Origin of the sequence: Aquimarina sp. MAR_2010_214, assembly GCF_002846555.1 — a bacterium.
Lineage (GTDB): Bacteria > Bacteroidota > Bacteroidia > Flavobacteriales > Flavobacteriaceae > Aquimarina.
Window position 1 is genome coordinate 3,634,101 of sequence record NZ_PJMS01000001.1, and the last position, 25,422, is coordinate 3,659,522.

Annotated in this window: 20 protein-coding genes and 1 pseudogene; 17 read left to right on the forward strand and 4 right to left on the reverse strand. The window is 32.3% G+C overall.

The window, feature by feature from the left end; all coding sequences use genetic code 11:
* The first annotated feature begins 51 nt into the window (after positions 1–51).
* The 6 genes and pseudogenes from ATE84_RS15595 (at position 52) to ATE84_RS15615 (ending at position 7,947) form a co-directional block, all read left to right on the forward strand.
* The gene (locus ATE84_RS15595; protein ID WP_101448843.1) at positions 52–450 is read left to right on the forward strand and encodes a LacI family DNA-binding transcriptional regulator; all 399 of its coding nucleotides are present in this window, start codon (positions 52–54) and stop codon (positions 448–450) included.
* Between the two features lie 128 nt (positions 451–578).
* Positions 579–746 (forward strand): annotated as a pseudogene (locus ATE84_RS26230) (isopenicillin N synthase family oxygenase); the annotation flags it as partial.
* Between the two features lie 305 nt (positions 747–1,051).
* A complete protein-coding gene (locus ATE84_RS15600; RefSeq protein WP_101448844.1) occupies positions 1,052–4,033 on the forward strand; it encodes a pitrilysin family protein in 2,982 nt (993 codons plus the stop codon).
* Between the two features lie 143 nt (positions 4,034–4,176).
* Positions 4,177–4,923 carry a 3-oxoacyl-[acyl-carrier-protein] reductase gene (gene fabG, locus ATE84_RS15605; RefSeq protein WP_101448845.1) on the forward strand — a complete coding sequence of 249 codons (747 nt, stop codon included), beginning with the start codon at positions 4,177–4,179 and terminating at the stop codon, positions 4,921–4,923.
* Between the two features lie 156 nt (positions 4,924–5,079).
* On the forward strand, positions 5,080–7,110 hold the full coding sequence (locus ATE84_RS15610; RefSeq protein ID WP_101448846.1) for a hypothetical protein: 2,031 nt from the start codon (positions 5,080–5,082) through the stop codon (positions 7,108–7,110).
* Between the two features lie 21 nt (positions 7,111–7,131).
* On the forward strand, positions 7,132–7,947 hold the full coding sequence (locus tag ATE84_RS15615; protein ID WP_101448847.1) for a prohibitin family protein: 816 nt from the start codon (positions 7,132–7,134) through the stop codon (positions 7,945–7,947).
* Between the two features lie 167 nt (positions 7,948–8,114).
* On the opposite strand, the gene ATE84_RS15620 is transcribed toward ATE84_RS15615, so the two are convergent.
* A complete protein-coding gene (locus ATE84_RS15620) occupies positions 8,115–9,515 on the reverse strand; it encodes a clostripain-related cysteine peptidase (RefSeq protein WP_101448848.1) in 1,401 nt (466 codons plus the stop codon).
* Positions 9,516–9,618: 103 nt separating this feature from the next.
* A complete protein-coding gene (locus tag ATE84_RS15625; protein WP_143273652.1) occupies positions 9,619–10,215 on the reverse strand; it encodes an AraC family transcriptional regulator in 597 nt (198 codons plus the stop codon).
* A 750-nt stretch (positions 10,216–10,965) separates the two neighbouring features.
* On the opposite strand from ATE84_RS15625, the gene ATE84_RS15630 reads away from it, so the two are divergent.
* The 4 genes from ATE84_RS15630 to ATE84_RS15645 all read left to right on the forward strand — a co-directional run bounded on the left by ATE84_RS15630 (position 10,966) and on the right by ATE84_RS15645 (position 17,124).
* Positions 10,966–11,445, forward strand: coding sequence for a MarR family winged helix-turn-helix transcriptional regulator (locus ATE84_RS15630; protein ID WP_101448850.1), 480 nt, complete (start codon positions 10,966–10,968; stop codon positions 11,443–11,445).
* An 8-nt stretch (positions 11,446–11,453) separates the two neighbouring features.
* Entirely contained in the window at positions 11,454–11,924 is a 471-nt protein-coding gene (locus ATE84_RS15635; protein ID WP_101448851.1) for an OsmC family protein, read from the forward strand.
* Positions 11,925–11,938: 14 nt separating this feature from the next.
* Positions 11,939–12,871: a GNAT family N-acetyltransferase gene (locus tag ATE84_RS15640; protein WP_101448852.1), complete on the forward strand. Its 933-nt coding sequence runs from the start codon at positions 11,939–11,941 to the stop codon at positions 12,869–12,871.
* Positions 12,872–12,993: 122 nt separating this feature from the next.
* Positions 12,994–17,124 (forward strand): CUB domain-containing protein, encoded by a 4,131-nt coding sequence (locus ATE84_RS15645; RefSeq protein ID WP_101448853.1) that lies wholly within the window; start codon positions 12,994–12,996, stop codon positions 17,122–17,124.
* A gap of 158 nt (positions 17,125–17,282) precedes the next feature.
* Here ATE84_RS15645 and ATE84_RS15650 read toward each other — a convergent pair whose 3' ends face one another.
* Both ATE84_RS15650 and ATE84_RS15655 read right to left on the reverse strand, forming a co-directional pair.
* Complete coding sequence (locus tag ATE84_RS15650; RefSeq protein WP_101448854.1) at positions 17,283–17,792, reverse strand: hypothetical protein; 510 nt, start codon at positions 17,790–17,792, stop codon at positions 17,283–17,285.
* A gap of 13 nt (positions 17,793–17,805) precedes the next feature.
* The gene (locus ATE84_RS15655) at positions 17,806–18,729 is read right to left on the reverse strand and encodes an OmpA family protein (protein WP_101448855.1); all 924 of its coding nucleotides are present in this window, start codon (positions 18,727–18,729) and stop codon (positions 17,806–17,808) included.
* A gap of 344 nt (positions 18,730–19,073) precedes the next feature.
* Here ATE84_RS15655 and hisG point away from each other — a divergent pair, with 344 nt between their 5' ends.
* The 7 genes from hisG to hisA all read left to right on the forward strand — a co-directional run bounded on the left by hisG (position 19,074) and on the right by hisA (position 25,375).
* Positions 19,074–19,931, forward strand: coding sequence for an ATP phosphoribosyltransferase (gene hisG, locus ATE84_RS15660; protein WP_101451061.1), 858 nt, complete (start codon positions 19,074–19,076; stop codon positions 19,929–19,931).
* Between the two features lie 41 nt (positions 19,932–19,972).
* Positions 19,973–21,256, forward strand: coding sequence for a histidinol dehydrogenase (hisD, locus tag ATE84_RS15665; RefSeq protein WP_101448856.1), 1,284 nt, complete (start codon positions 19,973–19,975; stop codon positions 21,254–21,256).
* A gap of 62 nt (positions 21,257–21,318) precedes the next feature.
* Positions 21,319–22,377, forward strand: coding sequence for a histidinol-phosphate transaminase (gene hisC, locus ATE84_RS15670; protein WP_101448857.1), 1,059 nt, complete (start codon positions 21,319–21,321; stop codon positions 22,375–22,377).
* A 79-nt stretch (positions 22,378–22,456) separates the two neighbouring features.
* Complete coding sequence (gene hisB, locus ATE84_RS15675) at positions 22,457–23,593, forward strand: bifunctional histidinol-phosphatase/imidazoleglycerol-phosphate dehydratase HisB (protein ID WP_101448858.1); 1,137 nt, start codon at positions 22,457–22,459, stop codon at positions 23,591–23,593.
* A 45-nt stretch (positions 23,594–23,638) separates the two neighbouring features.
* The gene (gene hisH, locus ATE84_RS15680) at positions 23,639–24,220 is read left to right on the forward strand and encodes an imidazole glycerol phosphate synthase subunit HisH (protein ID WP_101448859.1); all 582 of its coding nucleotides are present in this window, start codon (positions 23,639–23,641) and stop codon (positions 24,218–24,220) included.
* 36 nt (positions 24,221–24,256) lie between these two features.
* Positions 24,257–24,613: a four helix bundle protein gene (locus ATE84_RS15685; RefSeq protein ID WP_101448860.1), complete on the forward strand. Its 357-nt coding sequence runs from the start codon at positions 24,257–24,259 to the stop codon at positions 24,611–24,613.
* A gap of 33 nt (positions 24,614–24,646) precedes the next feature.
* Entirely contained in the window at positions 24,647–25,375 is a 729-nt protein-coding gene (hisA, locus tag ATE84_RS15690) for a 1-(5-phosphoribosyl)-5-[(5-phosphoribosylamino)methylideneamino]imidazole-4-carboxamide isomerase (RefSeq protein WP_101448861.1), read from the forward strand.
* The last annotated feature ends 47 nt before the right edge of the window (positions 25,376–25,422 follow it).

A 25,422-nucleotide genomic window follows, 5' to 3' on the forward strand; every position in this document is an offset into this window, starting at 1 on the left:
ATTTTATTAGTTCTAAAGAGTAGATATTAAAGTTTCTATTAAATAAAAGACATGAAAAAAAGAGTCACTTTAAAAGATATATCCAAAATATCTGGATTTTCTGTATCCACAATATCAAAGGCATTGCATGATGATGCTGATATAAGTTATAAGACTAAAACAAAGGTTAAGAAATTAGCTTCTATATATAATTATGTACCTAATTTTTTAGCCAAATATTTAAAGTACGAAATACCAAACATTATTGGCGTGTCTGTTCCAAAAAATGGAGAGTTTGATATACCAAAAATTGTAAAAGAGATTACTTGTATTCCCTTATTAAAAAAATGTGAATTGGTTAATTATCAATTAGAAGATAATAAAGTTAATGTAGATGTAAGAATGCAAAATATAATTGAAGGAGATATTGCAGGAATCATAGTTTTATTTTCTAACAAAGCAAGGGATTAGAATACTTAGGAATACTAAGGATTTTGTAGAATAAGAAACACCTTTTTTCTATGAGATATGTTTTGTTCTAAAATAAGTCAATTTTATGTCAACTTATTTTAAGACGAGACAATATAAATAAATTAAAAACCTCTAGATATTCGATGCCTTTTTTCTTACATCCTCATCCATATATGGATTTGTCGTGTTTAGAAGGATGTATTTCTAAAGAAAACCCCAAGAGGTATGTGAATACAACTTCTGGTGAATTTCTAAATGAGCGTTTAATAGAACTTGGTCTAAAAAAACAAATGTAACGTTGTTTTTGTAAGAATTGATTACCTCTTCAATATAAGCTGATAAATTCTAATCAGTATTAATTTCATTGATGTTATGATGGGTACCTGAATATGAAGGTTATATTCATTTTGGGTATGCATAAAATAACTCTTTTGAGATATCTTTTTTGAGTTTTTGTATTTTTCACATTTCTTGTTAAAATACTCTTAAAAATTGTAACATTGATAATAACTACGCGTATTATAGTACATTATTATAAACTAACTCAAAATAATTAACTCTGGTGTTTTTACAAGATACCAAAAAAACAATTAAATAACATATGAAATTAATTAAATCGGTTTTGTTGTTGCTATTAATCATTTGCCTTAGCAATTGCAAAAATTCATCATCAGAAACCAGTATTTCGCAAGAAGCTAAAGTCGAACAACATACCGACGCAGCAGGTTTCAATTATGAAACTGTTACTAATGATCCAACGGGGTTAAGGTTATATACTCTGGAAAATGGCTTAAAAGTATATTTAGCTAAAAATGAAGAAGAACCAAAAATTCAAACATTTATAGCCGTACGAGCTGGTTCAAATTATGACCCTAAAGAAGCAACAGGACTTGCACACTATTTAGAGCATATGGTTTTTAAAGGTACTGATGAGATAGGTACTCAGGATTTTGAAAAAGAAAAAGTGTTACTACAACAGATTTCTGATCTTTATGAGCAACATAAAGCAGAAACAGATGCAGATAAAAAGAAAGAAATCTACAAGAAGATAGACGAAGTTTCTTTTGAAGCTTCAAAAATATCTATATCTAATGAATATGATAAAATGATTAGTTCTTTGGGAGCAGAAGGAACTAATGCACATACTTGGTTTGAGGAGACAATTTATAAAAATAAAATTCCTGCAAATGAATTAGATAAATGGCTGAAAGTAGAAAGCGAACGATTTAGTCAACTGGTATTGCGTTTGTTTCATACAGAACTCGAAGCTGTTTATGAAGAGTATAATAGAGGACAGGATAGTGATGGGTGGAAATCATATGCTGCAATGCTAGAAGGATTGTTTCCTAATCACCCTTATGGTCAACAAAAAACAATAGGAACCTCGGAGCACCTTAAGAACCCATCTATGGTAGCTATACATAATTATTTTGATAAGTATTATGTTCCTAATAATATGGCGATGGTATTGGTTGGAGATATCGATTTTGATCAGACTATCCAAAAAGTAAATAAGACTTTTGGTGGTTTTGAGAACAAAGAAGTAGTTCATCCTGTATTACCAAAAGAAGACCCAATAACCAGCCCGGTTATTAAAGAAGTATTTGGACCGACTGCAGAATCTGTTTCTGTAGCATTTCGTTCTGCTGCTATAGGTACAAAAGAAGAAAAATTGTTAACAGTAGCCGATATGTTATTGGCTAATGGTAATGCTGGTCTAATTGATCTAAACTTAAATCAGAAACAAGCAGTTCAGAATGCAGGTTGTTCACCTACATTTTTAAATGATTATGGATATCATCAATTTTATGGATCACCAAAAGCAGACCAGACTCTGGATGAAGTAAAAGATCTATTGCTCTCTCAAATCGATAAGTTAAAAAAAGGAGAGTTTGACGAGTGGATGATTTCTGCAGTGATTAATGATTTAAAACTTAGCCAAACTAGAGAATACGAAAATAATACGGCATTAGCTTCGGCATATTATAATGCGTTTATTCATAGAGAAGATTGGAAAGATAAAGTTGAATTCTTGAATGAACTTAAAAAAGTTTCAAAACAAGAATTAGTAGATTTTGCAAATTCTTTTTATAAGGATAATTATGTAGTGATATACAAACGTAAAGGAGAAGATAAAAATATAACTAAAGTAGAAAACCCAGGTATTACTCCTGTAGAGTTAAATAGAGATAAACAATCAGAATTTATAAAGGCATTTACTCAGCAAGAAACACCTCCTTTAACTCCTAAGTTTATTGACTATAAAACAGCAATTAAGGAAACTAAGACAGCTAGCGAATTAAAAGTATCTTATATTGACAACCCTAATAATGACTTATTTAACCTTAGTATCATTTTTGATATGGGAAGAGATAACGACCGCAAAGTTTCTCTGGCCGCAGGTTATTTAGATTATTTAGGTACAGATAAATACTCTCCTGAAGAGTTGAAAAAGGAATTCTATAAATTAGGAATCGATTATTATGTTAATGCAGGATCTGATAAAACTTATGTTGGTATTTCAGGGTTAAAAGAAAATCTTGATGCTGGCTTGGCTTTATTAGAACATTTATGGACTAATGCAGTTCCTAACCAAGAAACATATGCAAAATATGTGGACCAGATCGCAAAAGGACGTCAAGATGGGAAAACGCAAAAAGGAAACATTTTGTGGAACGGACTGATGAGTTATGGTAAATATGGTGATAATTCTCCTTTACGTAATATCTATACGATAGGAGAATTACAAGCTGTTAATCCACAAGAATTAATAGATAAAATCAAAGAGCTTCGTAATTTTAAACAACGTATATTTTATTACGGTAAAGATGTAGATGCAGCAATTGCATCCATAAATAAAAATCATAAAGTTCAAAATGAATTATTAGACTATCCGGAAGAAGTAAAATACGTCGAAAAAGAAACTGGAGGAAATGTGTACTTTGTTGATTATGATATGGTACAGAGTGAAATGATATTTTTGGCAAAAGGATCAGAGTTTGATCCAGATAAAATGGCAGCTTCACGATTGTTTAATACATACTTTGGGAGTGGATTATCATCTATAGTATTTCAAGAAATTAGAGAGTCAAAATCATTAGCATATTCTGCGTTTTCTGCATATTCAACAGCATCAGAAAAAGGAGATTCGAATTATATATATGCATATATTGGTACTCAGGCAAATAAAATGCCTCAGGCAGTAGATGCAATGATGGATTTAATGACTAACATGCCAGAAGCAGAAGAACAATTTAATGCAGCAAAAGAAGCAACGTTAAAGAAAATTGCTGCTCAGCGTATCACCAAATCTAAAATTTTCTGGACTTATGAAGGGTTAAAGAAAAGAGGAATCGATAATGATAACCGAGAAGAGATGTATAATACCATTAAAGATATGACTCTAGAAGATCTTAAATCTTTCTTTAATGAAAATATAAAAGGAGAAACGTATAACATACTTGTAGTTGGAAATAAAAAAGATGTAAATATGAATGCGTTATCTAAATTAGGTGAAGTTAAGGAAATGGATATTGATTATCTTTTCAATTATGAGAAGAAAAATGAAGATATAAAACTATAAAATCAGATAAACGATTATTAATTTATAAACCCTGTGAGAAATCACAGGGTTTATTGCTGTTGACCTATTTGTAATTCTTATATTTGAATTCACATTGCAAATTATAAATGGTTTAGATACCACAAAAAATAGAAACATAACGAATGAATCTTTTACAAGGTAAAACAGCTATTATCACTGGAGCTACTCGTGGTATTGGCAAAGGAATAGCAGAAATTTTTGCGCAACAAGGGGCTAATATTGCTTTCACTTATAGTTCTTCTGTTGAAGCAGCTAAGACATTAGAAAAAGAATTAAATGGACTAGGAATAAAAGCTAAAGGATATCAGAGTAATGCAGCAAGTTACGATCAAGCTCAGGAATTGACTGCAGATGTCTTAGAAACATTTGGTAGTATTGATATTTTAGTAAATAATGCTGGTATTACCAAGGACAACCTTTTAATGCGTATGAGTGAGGAAGATTTTGATAAAGTTATCGAAGTAAACCTAAAAAGCGTATTTAATATGACTAAAGCTGTTCAAAGAACGATGCTTAAACAACGTAAAGGAAGTATTATAAACATGAGTTCGGTGGTCGGGGTAAAAGGTAATGCAGGTCAGGCTAATTACGCAGCTTCAAAAGCAGGAATTATTGGCTTTTCTAAATCTGTTGCGCTAGAACTTGGATCTAGAAATATTAGAAGTAATGTAGTTGCACCTGGCTTTATTGAAACCGAAATGACAGAAAAGCTGGACGAAAAAGTTGTAGAAGGATGGCGTAATGCAATTCCGCTAAAAAGAGGTGGTAGTCCCGAAGATATTGCAAACACGTGTTTATTTTTGGCAAGTGATTTAAGTACTTATATTACTGGGCAAGTCCTTAATGTAGATGGAGGAATGCTTACCTGATTTTAGAATTGCAATTAGCGATTTAAGAATCTATTTTTTTTGAATATTTTAATACTAAAAGTCGTTAAATTTCAACTTATATAGAAAGAGTTACACTTAACACTCTAAAATAAATTGTAATTCGTAACTCAACCATTGTATATCGTAATTTATAGAATGCAAACACAAACAATTTTATTGATCATAGCCGCTTTTATAACAGCATTAATTGTTGCATTGTTTCAATATTGGTATAAGACAAAAAACAGGAAAAAAAATATCCTGTTTTTTGCTTTTTTACGCTTTCTTAGTGTTTTTGCACTACTATTGTTATTGATCAATCCTAGCTTCAAGCAGAATACCTATTATATAGAAAAACCGGTTTTGGTGGTTGCAGTGGATAATTCTTCTTCAATAAAATATCTTAAAAAAGATCAAGAAATTACTCAGTTTGTAAATCAAATTGATGATGATGAAGATCTAAATGAAAGGTTTGATATTACTTATTATTCATTTTCTGATAAATTACATGATTCTTTACGCTTTTCTTTTGATCAAAAACAGACCAATATATCAAGAGCATTAGAAGAACTTGAACAAATTCATAAAAATACAATTGCTCCTACAATTGTGATCACCGATGGAAATCAAACCTATGGTAAAGATTATCAATTTAGTAGTATAGGTTATAAGCAAGCTGTGTACCCAATTATTTCTGGGGATACAATTAAGGTACTAGACACCAAAATACAACAACTTAATGTTAATCGTTATGCGTATTTAAAAAATAAATTTCCCGTCGAGGTAATTCTTACATATTCGGGTAATGAAGAGATTACAACTACATTTCAGATAAAATCGGGAATTAATACAATCTTTTCTCAACCCGTTTCTTTCTCGGGAACAAATAATTCTACGGTAGTTAATTTTACACTTCCTGCCAATAGAGTGGGGGTAAATCAGTATGTTGCTGTATTGACACCTTTGGATAAAGAAAAAAATACAATAAATAATTCAAAAACTTTTGCAGTAGAGGTAATTGATCAAAAAACTAATGTGTTATTGATAAGTGATATTGTACATCCAGATCTTGGGGCAATAAAGAAAAGTGTCGAAAGTAATGAAAGACGAAGTATTACAATTAGTAAACCAAGTGAGAAGAAGGATTTAAACGATTATCAGTTAGTTATACTATATCAACCCAATACCAGATATAGAGCAGTGTATGAAAAATTAAACACTCTGAAAAAAAATTACTTTACAATTACCGGCCCTAATACAGATTGGGTTTTTCTTAATAGGATTCAAAATAAATATACTCAGGAAATTACACGACAGAATGAATATTATGTTCCTAGGTATAATAACAATTATGGGGCATTTCTTCAAGAAGATATTGGATTTCAAAGTTATCCTCCTTTAATAGGAACTTTTGGTGAAATTAGAATGAATTCTAATCATGACCCATTATTATACAGAACGGTAAGCAATATTGATACCGAAGAAATATTACTTACGACTATAGAACAAGGAGGAGTAAGAGAAGCAGTTTTGTTTGGAGAAGGAATATGGAGATGGAGAGCTCAGAGTTATTTGCATACTCAAAAATTCGAAGATTTCGATGAGTTTTTTGGTAAACTGATACAGTATCTTGCTTCCAATAAAAGAAAGAGTAGGTTAAATACCATTTCAGAATCGTTTTATTATGGTAATGCCAGTGTTATTCTTAAAGCTGAGTATTTTACCAAAAATTATGAATTTGACAGGAGAGGAAATCTAAGAATCTCTATTAAAAATAAGGAAACAGAAGCGACTCAAACTATCCCTATGTTGTTGAAAAATAACTCATATGAGGTAGACTTGAGTAACCTTGAAGCAGGAAATTATGAATATACAGTAACGGTGTTAGGTGAGAATATAGCACGTTCGGGAAGTTTTGCAATTCTTGAATATGATGTAGAACAACAATTTCTTAATGCAGATGTAACAAAACTAACACAAGTAGCTACTAATACTAATGGAAAGTCATATTATTTAAACCAAAAAGATACACTCATAAAAGAACTACTAGAAGATCAAAGATATCAAACGATACAAAAAAACAAGGAAAATGTAGTATCTTTAATTGACTGGAAATATCTTTTGGCAATAGTTATTTTGTTACTTACTATAGAGTGGTTTGCACGAAAATATAACGGACTTATTTAAAATTAAAAATTCAAAATTATTATGGAAAAATTACCAAAAATAGGATTGCCTATTCTGATTTTATTAGTATTAGTAATCGTCTTCATTTCAAAATCAACAGAAACTATTGGTTCTGGAGAGGCTGGTGTATTATATAAAACATTTGGAGGTGGTGTAGTTACAGATTCTCCGCCATTAGGAGAAGGATTTCATTTAGTTGCTCCCTGGAATAAAGTAATCGTTTACGAAGTAAGACAGCAAGAAGTTTTTGAAAAAATGCAGGTACTTTCTTCTAATGGATTAGAAATAAAATTAGATGCTTCTGCATGGTTTCAGCCAGATTATAATAAATTGGGGCTATTACACCAGCAAAAAGGAGAAAATTATGTATCACGAGTTTTATTACCAACAATACGATCAGCAGCTCGTAGTGTAGTAGGAAGATATACTCCAGAACAATTGTATTCTAGTAAACGAGATGCGATCCAAAAAGAAATTTTTGAAGAAACAAAAAAAATAGTAGGTAATCAATACATTCAGCTTAATGAAGTATTGGTACGTGATGTAACATTACCATCAACGATCAAAGAAGCTATAGAACGTAAACTAAGGCAAGAGCAAGAAGCTTTGGAGTATGAATTTAGATTAGAAAAAGCCAAAAAAGAAGCAGAAAGACAAAAAATTGATGCCGAAGGTAAAGCTGTTGCTAATCAAATATTAAGTGCTTCGCTAACTGATAAAATTCTTACAGAAAAAGGAATAGAAGCAACATTACAACTGGCCAAATCACCTAATGCTAAGGTTGTAGTTGTAGGATCGGGGAAAAACGGAATGCCAATAATTCTTGGAAATCAATAAGTTTTTACAAAATTGTTACTATATATTGGCGCTTTCGGGCGTCAATTTTTTTTTAGTGTTTTATAAAAAAACCGTTCGTTCTCTATACTATATCTTTTATTCCTGTAGTTTACAGAACGAACGATTACAAAAGTATTGATTTGCTTTCTGACTAATAAAGTACATCACTATTTTGTGAAAAGAAAGTCCAAATACTCATAAAAGTTATCTGCTTTTTCATTTTTTGGTTTCATGCCGTCGATACACCAATTATATAAACCGTAAGCTTTTGCAATATGCTTTTGATCGTATGGGCTATACCATTTTTTTACATGTTCCCAAAAAGTTTTTCCCGTTGGAGTATATACCTGATTGCCTCGAGGAGCAATCATATAAACGCCATTTTTCCCTTCCATGAAACCACTTTTTTTTGGTAAAGGATCTTTACCTCCATAATATGAGTGTATTACCAGTTGATCTATGATTTTACAAACTTCTTTGGCTTTTATCCTAGTTTTTTGATGTAATTCTTGAGTATTACTAATTTTTTGTGCAAAATCATAAGCATCTACATATGGGAAGGCTACTTCTTGTTTTTCTTTTTTAATACCTTTTTCATTGTAATATCCAGAGGATCGTTCTAAAATAGAATATATAGTAGCATTCTTTTCTACAGAAAGAAGTCTTGCTAATTCGTCTATTTTTAGTTTAACATCAGTAATCTTAGTATTATCAAATAACCCCCAGGAAGACCATTTTTGGCTATCATATATTTCTTCTATAAGGAGTTTTGAGAATTGATCAGGGGTCATTTTAAATGGATCAAGGATTTTTTCTTTTCCTTCTTCAAAATAATTATTCTGTTTACTAAAACCATTTTTAGTATCTGCACTTAAGCGACTAAATATACTTTTGTAATCCCATGAAGATGAAACAGGAGCCGAAGCAAGGATATAATCTGCAGAAAAAGAAGTCTCGTTTGGTCTCCATTCATAAAAATTTTCTAATCCCGCCATTGAGCATAGATCCAACCCTAATATATCTACTGATTCGTCAATAGATAATACATCACTGAGTTCGGTAGAATGTAGAGCATCATCAATTCCCGCTTCTTTGTCTGGACACATACGCCATCCATTACCATGTGATCGCAGAACTAACATATAATGTTTGGCAGGGTAGTATGTTTTGCAATATTTGATAAACCGTTTTAATAGATCAGCATCCCCCATATTAGCTTCGTAAGATGTTTCTTTTTTGAACTCTGGAAGTATCTCTTTTCCTGATAATTCATGATAACTGTTAGCATCAATTCTATAAAGTTTGGTATCTGTGAAATTTTCACCTAGAGTTTTCGAATTATTAGAGAACCCTTCAATTCTATCTATTAACGTAATTAATTCATAGCCTTTGGATTGTTTTCCTTTGATCATCCCTTTGATGTCTTTTAAAAGATCTAGTTCCGAAGAATTTGATCCTGCACCATAATACATGATGGTCCAACCAGTATCAGTTTGACTGTGAATTGTAGTTGTCGCAACAGATACAATAAAAAGAATAATAAGTGATATGTTGACTTTGTTTTTCATTAAAAATATGCTTTTTGATTTAGAGGTGTAAAAGTATGTTTATCAATGAAATAAGAAGCTGTTTTATGTTTGAAGAAGTCCTGAAATAAGAAAATTACATAAATCAGGACGTTTTTTGAAGTTTTCTGAAGGCTCCTGGAGACATTCCTAAATATGTTTTAAAAGTATTATAAAAAGCACTCTTAGATTTAAAACCAACTTCCATGCCAATAGCTTCTACAGAATATTTATTAAATATAGGATTATGCAATAGATTTTTAGCAGCCTCAATTCGATATTCATTTACAAATTGAACGATATTCTTATTGAGTTCCTGATTTATAATCTGTGATAAATACCTCTCGTTTGTTCCTAATCGAGTGGCTAGATCTAACCTGCTCAAAAGAGGATTTTTGTATAACTCCTCTTGATCCATTATTGTATATAACTGGGTAATAATCTTGGAAACAGTGGTATCGTTTATTTTCTTTTTTGTCTGAGTGCCATTCGTTTTTTTCGAAACTAAATATTGGTGTATTTCATCTTTTTGAACTACTATCTGCAGTTTAAACACTCCATAATACAATATCCACCAAGATAAAAAGGAAAGTAGTATCCATAGAAAATTAATAGCATATTCCGAATTGAATAAATGAAGCCCTATATTAGATAAAAGCCAACTTATAATAATGCATATAATAAAAATCTTTAATCTTAACAACCAACGCTTTTTGTCTTCTGAAATAGTATTGGAGTGCTTTACTAAATGTCTCCCCCAAAAAATTAAAAGAACATTGCAAATTATAGATAGAGTATCTTTAAAATAAAATACCAGAACAGCAAAATTTGAATGATAAAGGTTAAATATTGAATCTAAATGAAGAATAACCTCAATAATCAAAGAGCAAAAGAAAGGAAAGTATAGTCATTTATACCAACTTTTTTTCAAGTATCTGTGCTGAATTTGAATTAGGAAATAGGTAAATAAAGTGACTGCCACTAGAAAATCCAACATGATATAGTTTAAGAATTCTAAAATAGCATTTCCTACACCATACCTGCCTAATAGAGTTAAACTTGTTAGTAAGAACAGCGATAGGGAGAGGTAATTATTTGCACGGCTCTTATAAAAAGGAGTAATGACTAATGAGATACTTATAAAATATCCAATAACTATACTGGAGATAATTGCGAAATCTAATATTGTTTCATTCAATCTTTGTAGAAATTAATAAAGTTCAATTGTTGGTAGCATCAGTTCTAAAAAAAACCTTGTTTTTGTTTTGGGATAAATATAGGTGGATTTACTAGATTTTTGATGTATTCTTTTTAGAGATCTCAAAACTAGAACCTAACATATTGCTGTACAAGATCAAGTGTATTTAATCTTTACTATAAAAATGAATCAAATATATCAAAAAAGCGCAGTCAACTGCGCTTTTTTGATATATTTGTGTAAAACAACTAGTATATGGCAGAGGATATTGTAAGTGAGTTAGGCTATATGGCATTAGGCACACGATTAAAAAGGATTAGTGATAAAATGAGCCATAGCTCTAGAATGATGTATAAAAAATTAAATATTGAATTTGAACCTAACTGGTATCTGGTTTTTTTAATAATCAAAAATAAACCAGGAACTTCTGTTATGGAAATTGCAAGTAGTTTAGGATTTGCTCATCAAACTGTTATGGTAATGACAAGCAAAATGGTCAAAAAAGGATATTTAAAAGTTTCTAAAGGTGAAAAAGATAAACGTAAAACAGTTTTTCATTTAACAACAAAAGCAAATGAAATTTTACCAAAAATAGAACAGGTATGGGAAGCCGGAAAAAAGGTTGTTTATGAACTACTTGAAGAAGATATAACCATAATGAAGCATATAGAAAAATTAGAACAAAACCTTAAAGAATTATCTTTTGGAGAAAGAATAATTGATAAATTAAAATAATTAGTTAAATGAAACATTATCAATATAATGCAACAGTAAAATGGACAGGTAATGAAGGGAGTGGAACTAAAAATTACAAGTCGTATACTAGGGATCACTCAATTTTGATAGAAGGAAAGTACCAAGAAATACTAGCATCATCGGATCCTTCATTTTTAGGAGACAAAACAAGATATAACCCAGAAGATTTGTTCATTTCCTCGCTTTCTGCCTGTCATATGTTATGGTACCTTCATTTATGTTCTGTGCATAAAATAATTGTAATTGATTATATTGATAAAGCAGTAGGAGTGATGGTTGAATCTAAAGATGGAAGTGGGAAATTTAAGCAGGTTACATTAAATCCTGTGGTTACCATAGAAAATGAAGGAATGGTTGAAAAAGCAAACGAAATACATTCTGAAGCAAATAAAATGTGTTTCATTGCCAACTCCTGTAATTTTAAAATAGAGCACAATCCTAAAACTATAATAAAATAAAATCTAGAGCTAACATGCAAACAAAAAATATACTAGAAACCGAAAGATTATCTCTTCGTGAATTTAATTTGGAAGATGCTGACTTTGTTTTAAAATTGGTAAATTCTCCAAAGTGGATAGAGTTTATTGGAGATAGAAATGTTAGAACACTAGCTGAGGCAAAGGAATTTTTAGAAAATAATCTAATAAAAAGCTATAAAGAAAATGAGTTCGGTTTATGGGTAGTTGTATTGAAAGAAACCAGTGCTTCTATAGGAATGTGTGGATTAGTAAATAGAGATACATTAGAAGATATTGACATTGGGTTTGCGATGCTTCCAGAATATTTGGGGCTGGGGTATGGGTATGAAATTGCCAATGCAACAATGAACTATGCTAAAAACACGTTACATCTCGATAAAATTGTAGGAATAACAAATCCTAATAATATTGCTTCAATAAAGTTGCTAAATAAGATAGGGTTGCGTTTTGAGAAAACTATGAAATTATCAGATAAGGATACTGTCCTGTTTTTTTCTACCCCTACAGATAACAAGGAAGAAAAGGAAATAAGTAAACTAACAACTAGTTTCTTTAGTTTGTTTGCCAATGTAGGAGGGAAGATTCCTAATATTGAAGATATAGAAAATATTTTCATTTCTAATGGAATGATAATAAGTAATACTAATGGGACTCCAGAAGTTTATACGTTAAAAGAATTTATAGCCCCTAGAAAAGAAATGTTGACTAATGGGACTCTCACTGATTTTTGCGAAGGCGAAATTTTACATAAAACAGAGATATATAGAAATGTGGCGCAACGATTTAGTTTTTATCAAAAGTCAGGTAAGTTAAATGGAGTGTATTTTGAATCTCGGGGGATGAAGACTATTCAATTTATTAAAGTAGGTTTGGATTGGAAAATGTCTTCTGTGGCTTGGAGTGATGAAGAATTAGGGAATAATTAGTTTTTGTATTGAGAGATGCCAAAGTGATATTATAAATGTTAAAATTAACTTATTTTTATGTTAAATTAGGTGAAAAACCATAATTATATTACTTTTAGACCTCTAACTCAACTAATGCTAACATGAAAAAAAGATTGACTCGCCCGGTTATACTGGGTTTAGGATTGGTCACCCTATCGGTATTTGTCGTAAATTCTGTAAACAAAGACAAATTAGAACAAAGTACTACCGAAACTGAAATTACCAATTTACGAAAACAACATGCTTCGTATATACAAAACAGCCCTTTTAAAGAGACTTTACAATTAAAAAAATCTGAAAGAAAAGCTAAAGGACTTCCCCCAAATAAATATTTTGAACAGATGTGGGAGTTAACTATGAACCCTGCAACAGGTAAAACAGAACCTGAGAAAATCTACGCAGTTCAAAAACGATTAGCAAATACATCAAAAAGAGCACCTGGAGATGCTCAAGATAATCCTTGGGTAGAAAGAGGTCCTAATGATATTGGAGGGCGTACACGCGCTATCTTATTTGATCCCAATGATGCCAATAATAGAAAGGTATATGCTGGTGGTGTTAGTGGTGGATTATGGGTGAATAATGATATTACGTCTGCTGCATCACAATGGAGTAGAGTACAGAACGTTCCTGGAAACCTTTCTGTAACTTCTATAACTGTAGACCCCAGAAACTCTAACACATGGTATGTAGGTACAGGAGAACAATATACCGCAGGAAGTGTTGTAGGTAATGGTATATATCGATCAATAGATGGAGGAACAACCTGGCAAGCATTAAATATTCCACCAGCTGGAGGGGGAAATATTAATCTTAACGCCACAAATCTTTTTCTTTCAGGAATCTATTATGTAAATGATATTGTCGCCTGGAATAATACAGCACAAAACCGTACAGATTTATTCGTTGGAGTAGGAGCGCACATATATGCAGATTCTTCTGGGCCAAGAAACTGGCTTGGGATCCAATCAGCTGGGATTTATCGTTCAATCGATGGAGGAGCAACTTGGAATAGAATAGAAGCTGCTAATATGAGGTACCAAAGAGATAATGTAAATTATTACTATGTACCTAATGATTTTGAAATCGGTCAAAACAATAAATTATGGGTTGGTACAGTAAATTCACCATTAGGAAATGGAGGAGGACGTGTATTTAGTTCTGATGATGGTGCAACCTGGACAGAAGCAGCGGCTTCTCCTCTTAATGATTCTAATAGAGTAGAATTAGAAGTTTCAACAACCAATGCAAATAAAATATATGCATTAACTCAAGGGGTGGCAAGAGATGCTGATGGTAATGTTATAGACCCTGTTCATATTTATCGAAGCTTGGATGGTTTTGCAACAGCTCCAACAGCTACTGTATTACCTAATGATGTAGATAATAGTATTCCTGCTAAAGATTTTACAAGAGGACAGGCTTTTTATGATTTAATGATAGAATCAGACCCTAATAATGACGATATAGTATATGTTGGAGGAATAGATCTTTTTAGATCTACAAATGGTGGTAATGCATGGACACAGATTTCTAAATGGTCCAACAATAATAATTTAGCGGGATTAGGAGCTTCTATTGTACATGCAGATCAGCATGCTATGGTATTCAGACCTGGAAATTCGAATCAGGCAATTTTTGGTAATGATGGTGGAGTGTTCTATGCAAATAGTTTATCTACAGCGGCTAATAATAATGTTTTTGCTGCAAGAAATAGTAACTATAATGTAACTCAATATGTAAAAGCTGGAATAGGTCCGAATGGAGCTGGAGATGTTAATGGAATTTTTTCTGCAGGAGCTCAGGATAATGGCTCTCAAGCATTTAGAAATGTAGTTGCAGGGATAAACGGATCTGAGCCATTAACAGGTGGTGATGGGTTTTATACTTTTATAGATAAAGATGGTCAATATATGATTGCCACTTATGTTAACAATGTTATTTATAGATTTAATTTACCATGGGATGGACGTAGTAGAATCCAAGGTGGTGCAACTACCCTTGTAAATGATGACTCTAAAGGAGATTTTGTAAACCAAATGGGATATGATAGTGGTGCAAATTTTCTTTTATCAAATAACACACATGTAGTTAATCGAAATAAAGTGTATTCGATAAAAACTGTTGATGTTGCTAGGAATAGAAATGCAGATATTACAAATGCATTATTAACAAGTAAACCTACTGCTTTTATAGCTTCTACTTTTGCCAATAATACTTGGTATGTTGGTACTGCTTCTGGAGGCTTATTAAGATTAACAAATGTAGGTGTAGGGGCCGCTAATTGGGCAGAAATAAATACGCCTTTTGTTGGGTCTGTTTCCTCTGTTAGATTAGGTGCAACAGCAAATGATATTATGGTTACTATCCATAACTACGGAGTTACAAGTGTATGGTATTCTTCTGATGCTGGAGCCAACTGGTCAAGTAAAGAAGGTGATCTTCCGGATATCCCTGTTAGAGATATTTTACAAAACCCATTAGATAGAACAGAGGTTATTGTAGGAACACAACTAGGAGTATGGGTTACTACTAATTTTGATGCGGCAAATCCAAATTGGACAAGATCCCAAAACGGAATGAGTGATGCTAGTGTAACTTCTTTTGATTACTGGGAAGTAAATGGAGATCAAAATAACAATAAAATTATAGCTTCGACTTATGGACGAGGTGTATTTACAGGTTCATTCACTGCAAATGGAGCTCAGGATAACGAAGCGCCAACTGCACCAACAAATCTAGTTACTTCAAATATTACACAGACAACTATAGATTTAGGATGGACAGCATCTAATGATAATGTTGGAGTTACAGAATATGATGTATATCAAGATGAAGTTGTTATAGCAACTATTAACGCTACCAATAGAACAGTAACTGGTTTAACAGCAAATACTACGTATGCGTTTAAAATAAGAGCTAAAGATGCAGCTGGTAATGTGTCTACTGATAGTAATATAGTGAATGCTACAACAAGTGCAGTAGCAGCAGATCCTTGTAATGGAGGTGCTACATTAACAGCAAATTCTGGTAATTTTGAAGATGGTAGTGATGCGCAAAATTATAGCAATAATCAAAATTGTACATGGTTAATAAGACCAGGAAACGGAGGTACAGTAACATTAAACTTTGATAATTATAATACAGAATCTGGTTATGATTTTGTTACAGTATATGATGGAGAAAACGCTAACGCAACGCAATTAGGTAGATTTTCTGGAACAACAATCCCAAATCAAATGGTTTCTACAGGTAATGCGATGTTTGTTCGATTTACATCTGATGGATCAGTTACTGCTTCTGGGTGGGCTGCTAGATATACTTCTACAGTTCAAGGAGAAGCAACTTGTAATGATGGTATTCAAAATGGAAATGAAACCGGAGTAGATTGTGGAGGAGATTGTGCTCCTTGTAATGCTGTAGAACCTGGTTGTGCAAACGGTATTAGCGCTTTCCCTTATAATGAAGGGTTTGAAGCAGGGTTGGGGAATTGGACTCAAGGTGCTGGAGATGATTTTGATTGGACTCGCCAATCAGGAGGAACACGCTCTAGAGATACAGGCCCATCTGGAGCACAAGAAGGTAGCAACTATGTATATGTTGAAACTTCAAATCCTAATAGCCCTAATAAAACAACAATTCTTAACTCTCCGTGTTTTGACTTGAATGGAGTAAATTCACCAAGTTTTACATTTAGATACCACATGCTTGGTAATGCAGTAGGAGAACTTAAGTTAGAACTAAGTAACGATGACGGTACTAATTGGGTATCAGTTTGGAGTAAAACAGGTACTCAAGGTAATGTATGGAATAATGCCAATGTTGATTTAAATGTATATGTAGGAAGATCAGTAAAAATGCGTTTTGTTGGTACTTCAGGAAATTCTTGGCAAGGAGATATGGCGATTGATAATATATCGTTGACTACTGTAAATGCAGCAGCTGTGGCAGGTAGATCGAACGGAAACTTGATAGATTCAACACTTGATGATCAAGAAATTAAAGCTTTTGATGTGAATATCTATCCTAATCCGGTTCAAGATATCTTGTATATTACTACAGCCAAGACATCTACAATGAATTATAAAATAATGAATATCACTGGTCAAATTGTTAACCAGGGAGTTGTTTATAATAATAGTATAGATGTGCAGAATTTAACCAAAGGAGTATATATTCTCGAGCTGAAATTAGAAAAAGATAAAAGCATTAAACAATTTGTAAGAAAATAATATTTATAAAATAGTGATTTGTTTAGGAGGCTGTCTGAAAAGGCAGTCTCCTTTTTTTTAATAAATTGTTTAGGTCTGATGTATCTAAAATGCATAAAAAAAGCCTCCATAATATGAATTATGAAGGCCGTACTAAATAGTAAAATGGTTAGTGGTTACTACTTATCTTTAAGTTTCTTAGCTTGTTTTGTCCACTGATCTCTTTCAATCCTACCAGGAAAAAATTGGATAAGCGTTGTTACTGTATCTATATCTTCTGCGGTAAATTTACTAATTTGATCAAAAGTATAGATACCAATACTGTTTAATTTTTCTTCAATAAAAGGGCCAACACCGCTAATTAGCTTTAAATCATCTTTTTGAGAGGCATCTGCTTTGCCAAAACTATCAAAATTTAATGTAGGCATTTCTCCACCATTTGTAACGGCTACTCCTCCATGATCGCGGGTTTTAACTGCTTTAATTTCATTTCCGGAATTAGAAAATGTAGTATTGGCTTTTTCATTGCTTGTATTTCTAAGCTTTATATTTTCTCTTTCACATTCGTCTAATTCCTTTTTATATTTTTTTTTGACGGCTCTTTTTCCTAATAATCTTCCTAATAAAAAGGCAAGGAATAATAGCAATAATAAGCACCACCAATTTGCTTCGTTTAAAAAATCTAACATAGTTGTAATATTTTTAGTTTACGGTTATTTCTATTCTTCTGTTTTTTGCTCTGTTTTCCTCACTATCATTTATAGCTATGGGACTCGATTCTCCTTTAGATAGGGCTATGATTTTATCCTTGACTATACCTTGTGAAATAAGATATTCTCGTACATTATTAGCTCTTTGTTGTCCAAACCAAAGATTTGCTTCTTCTTCACCAACATCATCTGTATGTCCTGTGATCACAATTGATTTATCAGGATATTTATTAATATAATTTTTTAGCTCGAGTGCATAATTAGATAAAGAAGCATCTGGTTGAAATGTTTTTTGAGCAAAATTAGAATACAACGTTCTGGCAGCTATACTTTTTTCTACTTCAACCAATCGGGCTTCATTTAATGTCATGAAATTTAATAGTATTCCACCGGTATAATCACCATCATTAGAGTAGGTATACTTATTTAATTGAGTTTTGGTCACGATACGACCTGAATTAATTCCAGCTTCAACTAAAATATTTTTAATAAAATTAGCCCTAGTGATACCTAATTGTGTACTATCGTTATTTTCAGAAGAATTCTCATAACCATAAATGACAAGCTCTTGATCTTGGTGTTGTCCTAGATAATCAGCTATTTGTTGACTAAATCCATTTAAAGAAACAGGAATAAATACATCTCCGTTAGTATTGTTAATTTTTAGATTTTCAACATACCTAAAAACATCTTGCCCGTGAGGACCTTTAGCAAATAATCCAACAGTCCTATTTGCGGCGGCAATACTGTCTTCATACGCTTTTTTAGCTAATGCTTCTGATTCTGGATCAGGTTTTTGTTCTACCACAGGTATACTTTCATTGGTGCTTTTTGTACACCAATCACAGGAGTAGTACCACCATATTGCTAGCCATGCAAAAAGTAGAAAAATAAAAAAAGAGGATAAATTTTTCATGTGTTGTTGATTAGTATTAGTTTCTTAAAGTTATAAAAATGTTTATAATCAACCTATTGCAGACTTTGAATTCTATGAATTTAATGATAGAAAAAAGATGAATCGCAAAAAAATAAGTTGAAATGCGTTTGAGAGAAAATAATTTTTTATAAATTCGCAGAGTATTTAGAAAAAAACAATGAATAATATATTTGTACATCATCATCATTCTTACATTTTCGCTCAGGCGTGGTAAGTATGATATGTGTATAACACAAAATATGAAAACCCGTTTGAGTAATTCAAACGGGTTTTTTGTTTCTACAAAACTTGTTTTTGAATTGCTCAAGCATAACAACAAGAAAATGTCAAAAATTAAAATAGCAATTCAAAAAAGCGGTCGTCTTAATGAAGATTCAGTAAAAATATTGAAAGACTGCGGTATTTCGATTGATAATGGTAAAGATCAGCTAAAAGCTCAAACCCGTAATTTTCCTATGGAAGTTATGTTTTTACGAAATGGTGATATACCTCAATACCTTAGGGATGGTATTGTTGATATCGCTATTATAGGTGAGAATGTACTTATAGAAAAAGGAAAAGATATTTCGATTACAGAACGACTCAATTTTTCTAAGTGTAAAGTTTCTCTGGCGGTACCAAAAGATTTTGAGTACAATTCAATCAAAGATCTCGATGGAAAAAGAATTGCTACTTCATACCCAAATACAGTTAGTGAATATTTAGATAAACAAGGGATCTCGGTAGAATTACACCAAATATCAGGATCTGTTGAGATTGCACCGAATATCGGTTTGGCAGATGCAATTTGTGATATTGTATCGAGCGGTAGTACATTATTTAAAAATAATCTTAAGGAGGTAGAGGTAATGCTTACTTCTGAAGCTGTACTGGCAGTATCTCCAAAAATATCAAACGAAAATAAAAGACTGCTTGAAAAATTACAATTTAGAATCAAAGCTGTTTTAAAAGCCAGGAATTCTAAATATGTCTTACTTAATGCTCCCAACCACAAAATCGAAGATATCGTTAAGATATTACCAGGTATGCGAAGCCCTACAGTATTGCCATTGGCAGAAGAGGGTTGGAGTTCTATTCATACTGTGGTAGAAAAAAATAAATTTTGGGATATTCTTGATGAGCTAAAAGCAGAAGGAGCAGAAGGAATTTTGGTGTGCCCAATTGAAAAAATGGTTTTATAAATAATTTAATGTGTTTCTGTAAAGACAGAAATTAAGAAGAGATGCAAAAAATATACAATCCAAATAAAAATAATTGGCCCGAAATATTGAAAAGGCCAACGCAAACTGTGGCAGATATTGAGGAAAAAGTAATGACTGTTTTTAAAGAAGTCAAAGCAGAGGGTGATCAAGCAATACAGCGATATACTAAGAAATTTGATAAGGTAGATCTAGATACTATCCTTGTGAATTCTGAGGAGATAAAAGAAGCAAAAAGACAGGTAAATCAGGATTTAAAGGATGCAATAGGGTTGGCTAAATCTAATATCGAAAAGTTTCATGCAGTACAAAAAACGGATAAAGTTTCTATAGAAACAACAATCGGAGTTAAATGCTGGCAAGAGAAAAGACCAATCCAAAAAGTGGGATTATATATTCCAGGAGGAACAGCTCCTTTATTTTCTACAATTTTAATGTTAGCTGTTCCTGCTAATCTTGCAGGGTGCAAAGAAATAATATTATGCTCCCCTCCAAATAAGGAAGGAAAGATTCATCCGGCTATTTTGTACACAGCCGACCTTTGCGGAGTAACAAAAATATGTAAAGTAGGAGGGATTCAAGCTGTTGCGGGGATGACTTTTGGGACAGAAACTATTCCGTCTGTGTATAAAATATTCGGTCCGGGTAATCAATTCGTAACGGTAGCAAAGCAACTGGCAACGAAGTTTGGTGTCGCTATAGATATGCCGGCTGGACCAAGTGAATTGCTCGTGGTTGCAGATAATACTGCTAATGCATCGTTTGTTGCTTCTGATTTGTTAAGCCAGGCAGAACACGGCAAAGACAGTCAGGTAATTTTGGTATCTACTTCCAAAGAAATAATGGATAAAGTAGAAGAAGAGGTTATCAAACAATTAGCAGTTTTACCTAGAAAAGAAATTACAGAAGGAGCAATATCCAATTCTAAATTAATTTGTGTCGAAGATGATCAGGAAGCTATAGAATTAATCAATGAGTATGGTCCAGAGCATTTTATAATATGTGTAAAAAATGAAGATTTTTATATCAATAATATAACCAATGCAGGTTCTGTGTTTATCGGTAATTATACACCAGAAAGCGCAGGTGATTACGCTTCGGGAACCAACCATACATTACCTACCAACGGGTATGCAAAACAATATAGTGGAGTAAATCTTGATAGTTTTATGAAATCAATGACATTTCAGAAAATATCAAAAGATGGTATCCAGAATATAGGTAAAGCTATTGAACTTATGGCAGAAGCAGAAGGCTTGCAAGCACACAAAAATGCAGTAACATTACGACTAGAGAGTTTAAAATAGTTGGCCGCTACAAGTAGTCAGGAATCATCAATGATGCTTTAACCAACAACAATAAACTAAAAATGAAAAAAACACAATTTAATATAAAGCAATTAGTTCGCAAGAATATACTACATCTAAAACCGTATAGTTCGGCAAGAGATGAGTTTACAGATTTTGATCAGGATATGGTTTTTTTGGATGCCAATGAAAACCCTTATGAGAACGGAGTTAATCGATATCCTGATCCACAACAGAAAAGTTTAAAAAAGATAATAGCAAACCAAAGAAAAGTTTCAGAAACAAATATACTTCTGGGTAATGGTAGTGATGAAGTATTAGATCTAATATTTAGAGCATTTTGCGAACCTGGTATCGACAATATTATTACAATGCCCCCTACATATGGGATGTATAAAGTATTAGCAAATATCAATAATGTAGAAGAACAACAAGTATGGTTAGGAGAAAATTTTCAACCTGATGTCGAAGCGATACTCGCAGCTGAGAATAGTAATTCTAAATTACTTTTTATTTGTTCTCCTAATAATCCTTCAGGTAATTTAATTGAACAACAACGGGTAGAAGAACTTCTAGAACGTTTTAATGGACTGGTAATTATTGATGAAGCCTATATCGATTTTACCGATAGAGAGAGTTGGGTGGGTGATATATACAAATATCCAAATCTTATAGTGACACAGACTTTATCCAAAGCATACGGTTTGGCAGGGATACGATTAGGGATTTGTTATGCTTCTGAAGAAATAATTAATGTTTTAAATAAAATAAAACCTCCTTATAACGTGAACGAACTAACACAACAACGAGCACTGCAAAGGGTTATTGAAGAAGATCAAATTAAAGACGAAGTGTCTATAATAATAGAAGGGCGTGCTCATTTAGAAGAAGCTTTATCTACCATAAATTTTGTAGAGAAGATATTTAGAAGTGATGCTAATTTTATTTTGGTAAGGGTAGATGATGCAAATAAGCGATACGATCAGTTAATTAAGCATGGTATTGTGGTTCGTAATAGAAGCACACAACCTTTATGCGAAAATACACTTCGGTTTACAGTAGGTACTGAAGAAGAAAATAAAAAATTAATACAGATACTTATGTCAATTTCGAAATCGTGAACTCATTTCAGAAATTACAGGAAGACAATAATAATTAGATAAAAAACACTCAAATTAAACTCATAGTCAATACAATCCAATGAAAAAGAAAGTATTATTTATAGATCGTGATGGTACGATTATCAAAGAAACTGCAGACGAGCAGATAGATGCGTTCGAGAAAATGATTTTCTACCCAAAAGCATTTACGTATTTAGGTAAAATTGCTCAGGAATTAAACTATGAATTGGTAATGATTACCAATCAAGATGGTTTGGGGACTGGTGTGTTTCCTGAAGATACATTTTGGCCTGTGCATAATTTTATTATGAAATCTTTTGAAAACGAAGGAGTTGTGTTTGATAAGGTGTTTCTTGATAGAACCTTTCCTCATGAAAATGCAAATACCAGAAAACCAGGAACAGGATTATTAACCGAATATTTTTCTGATGAATATGATCTAATAAATTCTTTTGTAATTGGAGATCGTTTAACCGATATGGAGTTGGCTAAAAATCTTGGAGCGAAAGGGGTTTTTATTAATGATAATACCAACTTGGGAACAGGAGAAATTACAATAAAAAGAGAAGAATTAGATAATCATATTGCTTTGGAAAGCAATGACTGGCAAAAAATATATGAATTTCTTAAACTGAAAGATCGAGTTGCCGAAATTTCCCGAAAAACTAATGAAACAGATATTTATATCCAACTAAATCTTGATGGTACCGGTAAAAGTAATATTAGTACAGGATTAGATTTTTTTGATCATATGTTAGATCAAATTGCTCGTCATGGTCAAATGGATTTGGATATAAAAGTAAAAGGAGACTTAGAAGTTGATGAACACCATACTATCGAGGATACTGCGATAGCATTAGGAGAAGTATTTAGTAAAGCTCTGGATAACAAATTGGGAATCGAGCGTTATGGCTTTTGTTTACCAATGGACGATTGTTTGGCGCAAGTAGCAATTGATTTTGGAGGACGTAATTGGTTGGTATGGGAAGCAGAATTTAATCGTGAAATGATAGGTAAAATGCCAACAGAAATGTTTTTTCACTTTTTTAAATCGTTTACCGATGGAGCTAAAGCAAATCTTAATGTAAAAGCAGAAGGTACTAATGAGCATCATAAAATTGAAGCTATTTTTAAAGCTTTTGCCAAAGCTATTAAAGTTGCAGTAAAACGTGATCCCGATAAAATGGTTTTACCTAGTACTAAAGGGGTATTATAATTAATTGTGAATTAAGATTGAAGAATCATAAATCTAAAATATAAAGTGAAAATTGTAATTATCAATTACGGAGCAGGGAATATCCAATCTATAAAGTTTGCAATACAAAGATTAGGATATGATGCGATATTAAGTAATGATCCCGAAGAGATCAAAGCAGCAGATAAAATTATCTTTCCTGGAGTAGGAGAAGCTAGTAGTGCAATGCGAAAACTTAAAAATTCTGGATTAGATGGCTTGATTCCAGAACTAGAACAACCGGTTTTAGGAATTTGTCTGGGGATGCAATTAATGTGTAACTATACCGAAGAAGGAAATACTAAAGGATTAGAGATTTTTGATGTTGACGTCGTACGATTCAATAATGAAGTAAAAGTACCACAGATAGGCTGGAACCAGATAGAATCTCTCGATTCACCTTTGTTTGAAGGGATCTTAGAAAAAGAACATATCTATTTGGTGCACAGTTACTATGCGCCAATAACAGAAGATACAGTCGCGCAAACTCATTATGGGGTAACGTATAGTACAGCTCTTCAGAAAGATAATTTTTATGGAACCCAGTTTCACCCAGAGAAAAGTAGTGTTGTAGGGGAGAAGATATTAGAGAATTTTCTGAAACTGTAAAAATAAAGTAATAAGTACAAAGTATTAAGTTATAGTATGAATCAATTTGAGAATTTAAATGTTTGGAAGAAGTCAATGGATTTAGTTTGCGAGGTATATAAACTAATGAAGCTTCTTCCTGATAATGAAAGATATGGTTTAATATCACAAATAAAAAGGTGTTCAGTTTCGATACCATCAAATATTGCAGAAGGTGCTGGAAGAAATTCATCAAAAGAATTTATTCATTTTTTGAGTATAGCTAATGGATCAACTTGTGAGTTAGAAACACAATTGCTTTTAACTGTTAAACTGGATTTTATAAATAAGGATCAAATAGATGTATTACTCAATTCCTGTAGAGAGATTAGAAATATGAATTATTCTCTTCAACGAAGCGTTAAACAATCTTAGGACATAATACTTACTACTTAAGACAATAAAATTATGAGAATAATACCAGCAATAGATATTATCGACGGAAAATGCGTTCGTCTTTCTAAGGGAGATTATAACACAAAAAAAATATATAATGAAAACCCATTAGAAGTAGCTAAGGAGTTTGAAGCTCATGGAATCGAATACCTACATTTGGTAGACCTTGATGGAGCAAAGTCTAAGCACATAGTCAATCATAAAGTTTTAGAACAAATCGCATCAAGAACAAGTTTGAAAATTGATTTTGGAGGAGGTCTTAAGACTGATGATGATCTTAGAATCGCTTTTGAGAGCGGAGCAAATCAAATTACCGGTGGAAGTATTGCTGTAAAAGATCCTGATATTTTTATATCGTGGTTACAAAAATTCGGAACAGATAAGATTATTTTGGGGGCAGATGCAAATAATGAAAAGATAGCAGTAAGTGGATGGCAGGAAGAAAGTGATAAAGAGTTAATTCCATTTATTCAGGAGTATCAAAAAGAAGGAATAACTTATGTGATTTGTACTGATATTAGTAAAGATGGAATGTTACAAGGGCCGTCATTTGAACTGTATAGTAGGATTCTATCTCAAACAGATAACCTTAAGCTAATTGCATCAGGAGGAATATCTACTTTTGACGAATTACCAAAACTGGCAGAGCTCGGTTGTGAAGGAACTATTATTGGAAAAGCGATTTATGAAAACAGAATTAGTCTGAAACAATTAGAAGAATACATCCTGTTAAAAGCATGAAAAAGTGAATCAAGAGATGGCTAAAGAGCTTATTGAAAAGCAACTTT

Bases quoted from the DNA above. Each gene is read 5' to 3' on its own strand.
- ATE84_RS15595 (WP_101448843.1), top strand. From the start codon at position 52: ATGAAAAAAAGAGTCACTTTAAAAGATATATCCAAAATATCTGGATTT.
- ATE84_RS15600 (WP_101448844.1), top strand. From the start codon at position 1,052: ATGAAATTAATTAAATCGGTTTTGTTGTTGCTATTAATCATTTGCCTT.
- fabG (WP_101448845.1), top strand. From the start codon at position 4,177: ATGAATCTTTTACAAGGTAAAACAGCTATTATCACTGGAGCTACTCGT.
- ATE84_RS15610 (WP_101448846.1), top strand. From the start codon at position 5,080: ATGCAAACACAAACAATTTTATTGATCATAGCCGCTTTTATAACAGCA.
- ATE84_RS15615 (WP_101448847.1), top strand. From the start codon at position 7,132: ATGGAAAAATTACCAAAAATAGGATTGCCTATTCTGATTTTATTAGTA.
- ATE84_RS15620 (WP_101448848.1), bottom strand. From the start codon at position 9,515: ATGAAAAACAAAGTCAACATATCACTTATTATTCTTTTTATTGTATCT.
- ATE84_RS15630 (WP_101448850.1), top strand. From the start codon at position 10,966: ATGGCAGAGGATATTGTAAGTGAGTTAGGCTATATGGCATTAGGCACA.
- ATE84_RS15635 (WP_101448851.1), top strand. From the start codon at position 11,454: ATGAAACATTATCAATATAATGCAACAGTAAAATGGACAGGTAATGAA.
- ATE84_RS15640 (WP_101448852.1), top strand. From the start codon at position 11,939: ATGCAAACAAAAAATATACTAGAAACCGAAAGATTATCTCTTCGTGAA.
- ATE84_RS15645 (WP_101448853.1), top strand. From the start codon at position 12,994: ATGAAAAAAAGATTGACTCGCCCGGTTATACTGGGTTTAGGATTGGTC.
- ATE84_RS15650 (WP_101448854.1), bottom strand. From the start codon at position 17,792: ATGTTAGATTTTTTAAACGAAGCAAATTGGTGGTGCTTATTATTGCTA.
- ATE84_RS15655 (WP_101448855.1), bottom strand. From the start codon at position 18,729: ATGAAAAATTTATCCTCTTTTTTTATTTTTCTACTTTTTGCATGGCTA.
- hisG (WP_101451061.1), top strand. From the start codon at position 19,074: ATGTCAAAAATTAAAATAGCAATTCAAAAAAGCGGTCGTCTTAATGAA.
- hisD (WP_101448856.1), top strand. From the start codon at position 19,973: ATGCAAAAAATATACAATCCAAATAAAAATAATTGGCCCGAAATATTG.
- hisC (WP_101448857.1), top strand. From the start codon at position 21,319: ATGAAAAAAACACAATTTAATATAAAGCAATTAGTTCGCAAGAATATA.
- hisB (WP_101448858.1), top strand. From the start codon at position 22,457: ATGAAAAAGAAAGTATTATTTATAGATCGTGATGGTACGATTATCAAA.
- ATE84_RS15685 (WP_101448860.1), top strand. From the start codon at position 24,257: ATGAATCAATTTGAGAATTTAAATGTTTGGAAGAAGTCAATGGATTTA.
- hisA (WP_101448861.1), top strand. From the start codon at position 24,647: ATGAGAATAATACCAGCAATAGATATTATCGACGGAAAATGCGTTCGT.